At 55.3% G+C, this 3,794-nt stretch carries 3 protein-coding genes and 1 pseudogene; all 4 read right to left on the reverse strand.

The window, feature by feature from the left end; translation table 11 throughout:
- Positions 1 to 242 (reverse strand): annotated as a pseudogene (locus tag B3Z49_RS01860) (peptidase); the annotation flags it as partial.
- A gap of 15 nt (positions 243 to 257) precedes the next feature.
- Complete coding sequence (locus tag B3Z49_RS01865; protein ID WP_063086062.1) at positions 258 to 1,076, reverse strand: transglutaminase family protein; 819 nt, start codon at positions 1,074 to 1,076, stop codon at positions 258 to 260.
- A gap of 1 nt (position 1,077) precedes the next feature.
- Complete coding sequence (locus B3Z49_RS01870; protein ID WP_008888896.1) at positions 1,078 to 2,025, reverse strand: alpha-E domain-containing protein; 948 nt, start codon at positions 2,023 to 2,025, stop codon at positions 1,078 to 1,080.
- A gap of 17 nt (positions 2,026 to 2,042) precedes the next feature.
- The gene (locus B3Z49_RS01875) at positions 2,043 to 3,446 is read right to left on the reverse strand and encodes a circularly permuted type 2 ATP-grasp protein (RefSeq protein ID WP_008888897.1); all 1,404 of its coding nucleotides are present in this window, start codon (positions 3,444 to 3,446) and stop codon (positions 2,043 to 2,045) included.
- Positions 3,447 to 3,794 lie beyond the last annotated feature (348 nt).

Consider the following 3,794-nt stretch of genomic DNA (forward strand, 5'->3'; position numbering starts at 1 on the left):
GCGCTCAGGATGCAGTTGCCCGGCTCGGTTTCGGGATCGTCGATGGCCTCGTGCAAGGTGCTCATCACCGCTTGGGTAATGGCAAGGTTGCCGGCTGAAAGTGCGACAATCGCGCGCTCCCCGGGGACTTCCCAGGTGAACATTTTGCGATAACGTGAAATGTTATCAAGGCCCGCATTGGTCCGCGTGTCCGAAAGGAAAACCAACCCTTCGTTCAGCATCAACCCGACACAGTAGGTCATCTTTTTGTAGTCCGACTATTGTTGTGACTGCGCAATGACGACTGTTACATCCAAATCTTCGTTTCCGCCACCAGTATGTACGCCCCGGATCGGGGTGGCGACCTGACCATCAAGTCCTGATCCAAGCCGGATATAACTATCCGTCGGGCAGCACTTGTTGGCCGGATCAAACCCGACCCAGCCGAACTCTGGCAGATGCAACTCCGCCCATGCATGGGATGCCTCATGCGGTTTGCCTTCATGATCGGCAAACAGATATCCCGATACATAGCGGGCCGGAATGCCAAGATGGCGCGCCGCCGAGATCAGCACATGGGCATGATCCTGGCAAACACCCTTGCCATCAGCAATCGCATCGGCAGCCGTTGTGTGCACATGGGTTGTACCCGGCGCATATTCAATGGCATCGGCGACCGCCGCGGCAAGACCGTGCGCAAGTTCCAACACCGTGCCGTCCTTGGTTTTCTTTGCGACCTTGTCGGCAAGCTTGCGAATGGCGGCGCTGGATTTGGTCATGGGCGTCGTGCGCAGGAATACGGCCGGAAAGGCGCGTTCCTTGTGGCCGCGCAAAACGCCTGCGGTATCAGTGGTTTCGACCTCGCCGGTGACGACGATTTCAATCGCCTCGACCGGGCCGTTTGATGTCAGGGTGCTGATGATATCGCCGTTGCCATCGGTAAATTCCGCACCGATGTTGCAGCCTTCGGCTGTGATCGACCATCTCAGGATCTTTTGGCCTTCGAACTCAGCAGGCGTCAGTTTGAGGCTCTGCACCGCGTGATAGGCTGGATACTCATAGCGGTAATGGGTCTTGTGTTCGACGGTCAAGCGCATCTTACTGTCCCCCGAAATGATATGCGTCAGCAATGGCAAGCGACAGGATACGGTTGCGTCCCTGGAAGTCGGTCAGGAATTCGTGCAACCCGCCTGAGAAGATCTCGTCCATGTCACTTTGCGTCAGCAAGGAATACATCTCGACCGCCTGGCGATGAACGCTGTGGCGTTGACCATAGTGGCGGGCAAGCCTTTCAAGATGCTGGGTAATCTGTTCGGAACAATGCGCAAGCGATCGCGGACTGAACGGATTAAGGATCAGGAAATGCGCGATGCGATGTGGCGAATAATCATCACGATAGACCCAATGGAACGCGCGGAGCGACGATGCCGCACGCAAAACCGTTGTCCATTGATAGTTATCGACACCATCGCCGACCATGCTGGTTTCCGGCAGAAGGACGTAATATTTGACGTCCAGAAGTCGTGCAGTGTTGTCCGCGCGTTCGATAAAGGTGCCCAGACGGATGAAGTCATAACCGTCATTGCGCAAAATCGTGGAATCGGTGGCCCCCCTGAACAGCGCGCCTTGCTTTTTGACCCAGTCGATGAACTCCGGCAATTCGTTCTTCGCCAGATTGTGCATCGACGGGCGCCGCAGTTCCATCAGGGCATTATTGAGCGCCTCCCACATTTCTGCGGTGATGGCTGTACGCATGGCGCGTGCATTGGCGCGCGCATACTCAAAGCAATTGATGATCGATGAGTGGTTGTCGCGGTTAAAGATCAGGAAATTGGCAACCTCTTCCTGACGCAACGGCGCATCGGGATCATATCCCGCGGCACATCCGGATGCAGAAAGAACCGATTCCCATTCCGACCGGTTACCGCTTGCCGCGGCCGGCATCAGGGCCATGCGATAGCCCATTTCCATCAGGCGGGCCATGTTTTCGGCCCGTTCGACATATCTCGACAACCAGAAAAGGTTTTCGGCGGTACGACTAAGCATCTCTCAACCCTTTCCTTTTAATCGCTCATGATCCAGGTGTCCTTGACCCCGCCGCCCTGCGACGAGTTCACGACAAGTGAGCCTTCCCGCAGCGCCACACGGGTCAAACCGCCCGGTGTCAGGCGCACATCATCGCCAACAAGGCAGAAGGGCCGGAAATCGACATGGCGCGGCGCAACGCCGCTTTCAACGAAGGTCGGGCAGGCAGAAAGCGACAGGGTCGGTTGGGCGATGAAATCACCGGGATCGGCTTCGATCCGTTTGGCGTAGGCGGCCTGTTCTTCCTTGGTCGATGCCGGACCGACCAGCATGCCATAGCCACCTGACCCGTGGACTTCCTTGACGACAAGCTCGCCCAGATGTTCGAGAACGTATTTCAGATCATCCGGCTTGCCGCATTTCCATGTCGGCACGTTATTAAGGATCGGCTCCTGCCCCAGATAGAAGCGGATCATATCCGGCACATAGGTATAAACCGCCTTGTCATCAGCAACACCGGCACCCGGTGCCGAACAGATTGCCACCCCGCCAGACCGATAGACATTCATAAGCCCCGGAATGCCCAGAACCGAGTCCGGTCTGAAGCACAACGGATCGATATAGGCGTCATCAATGCGGCGATAAATCACATCAACCTGGGCCGGCCCGCGTGTGGTGCGCATAAAGACCCGGTCTTCATGAACAAACAGGTCCTGACCTTCGACCAGTTCGACACCCATCTGATCGGCAAGGAAGGAATGTTCATAATACGCACTGTTCATCGCACCCGGCGTCAGGACGACGATATTCGGGTCGCGGTCGCATTTGCGCGGTGCGATGCTTTTAAGCGTTTTCAGCAACATGTCCGGATAGCTTTCGACCGGCTCAATCCGAAGGCTTTTAAAGAGATCGGGGAACATGCGCATCATGATTTCGCGGTTCTCAAGCATATAGGACACGCCAGATGGCGTGCGGCAGTTGTCTTCGAGAACATAAAAATCGTCAGGACCGGTGCGCACGATATCGACACCAACAATGTGGCTATAGACATTGCGCGGCGGATCAATGCCGATTACGGCAGGTTCGAACGCATCGTTGCGAAACACCAGATCGGCCGGGACGATGCCAGCCTTGATAATTTCGGCATTATGGTAAACGTCATAAAGAAACGCATTCAGCGCCCGGGCACGCTGTTTGACGCCACGATCAAGCTTGCGCCATTCCTGAGATGTGAAAATGCGGGGAATCAGATCAAAGGGAATAAGCCGCTCGGGATCTCCGCCCTCGCCGTAAACAGCAAATGTAATGCCGATTTTGCGGAACAGTGTTTCAGCTTCAAGGCGCTTTTGTTCGAGAACCTCGGGGCCGCTTGCTTCCATCCAGTCAACCAAGGCGCGATAAGGTTCGCGAATTTGGTCGTCAACACTCATCTCGTTGAACATGCATTCTCCCCTTTATTTCCCTTTGATTAAAGGGTGCCGGGCAGGGGGCGGTCAAGGATGTTCACAGTTGAAATGACATATTTTTCAGCAAATTGCTGTTCTGCCGAAAAAATAAACTTGCTGATCAGAGGGTTTGTACAAAAAACGGGCGGACGTGAAGTCCGCCCGATCAGATCATGCTTTTGCCGGGCGCAGAACGTGCGTGTGATCGGCGGCATAAAGTCTAGAGTCGGTAAAATCTTTCCGACCGAAAACCTCGCCGACCATGATCAGCGCCGTGCGCGTGATACCACTGCCTTTGACCTTGGCCCGGATATCGCCAAGGGTGCCAAAAATGAATTGCTGGTC

It is taken from the genome of Thalassospira sp. UBA1131 (assembly GCF_002311515.1).
GTDB lineage: Bacteria > Pseudomonadota > Alphaproteobacteria > Rhodospirillales > Thalassospiraceae > Thalassospira.

Excerpts from the sequence above, each read along its gene's own strand:
- B3Z49_RS01870 (WP_008888896.1), bottom strand. The coding sequence starts at position 2,025 with ATGCTTAGTCGTACCGCCGAAAACCTTTTCTGGTTGTCGAGATATGTC.
- B3Z49_RS01865 (WP_063086062.1), bottom strand. The coding sequence starts at position 1,076 with ATGCGCTTGACCGTCGAACACAAGACCCATTACCGCTATGAGTATCCA.
- B3Z49_RS01875 (WP_008888897.1), bottom strand. The coding sequence starts at position 3,446 with ATGTTCAACGAGATGAGTGTTGACGACCAAATTCGCGAACCTTATCGC.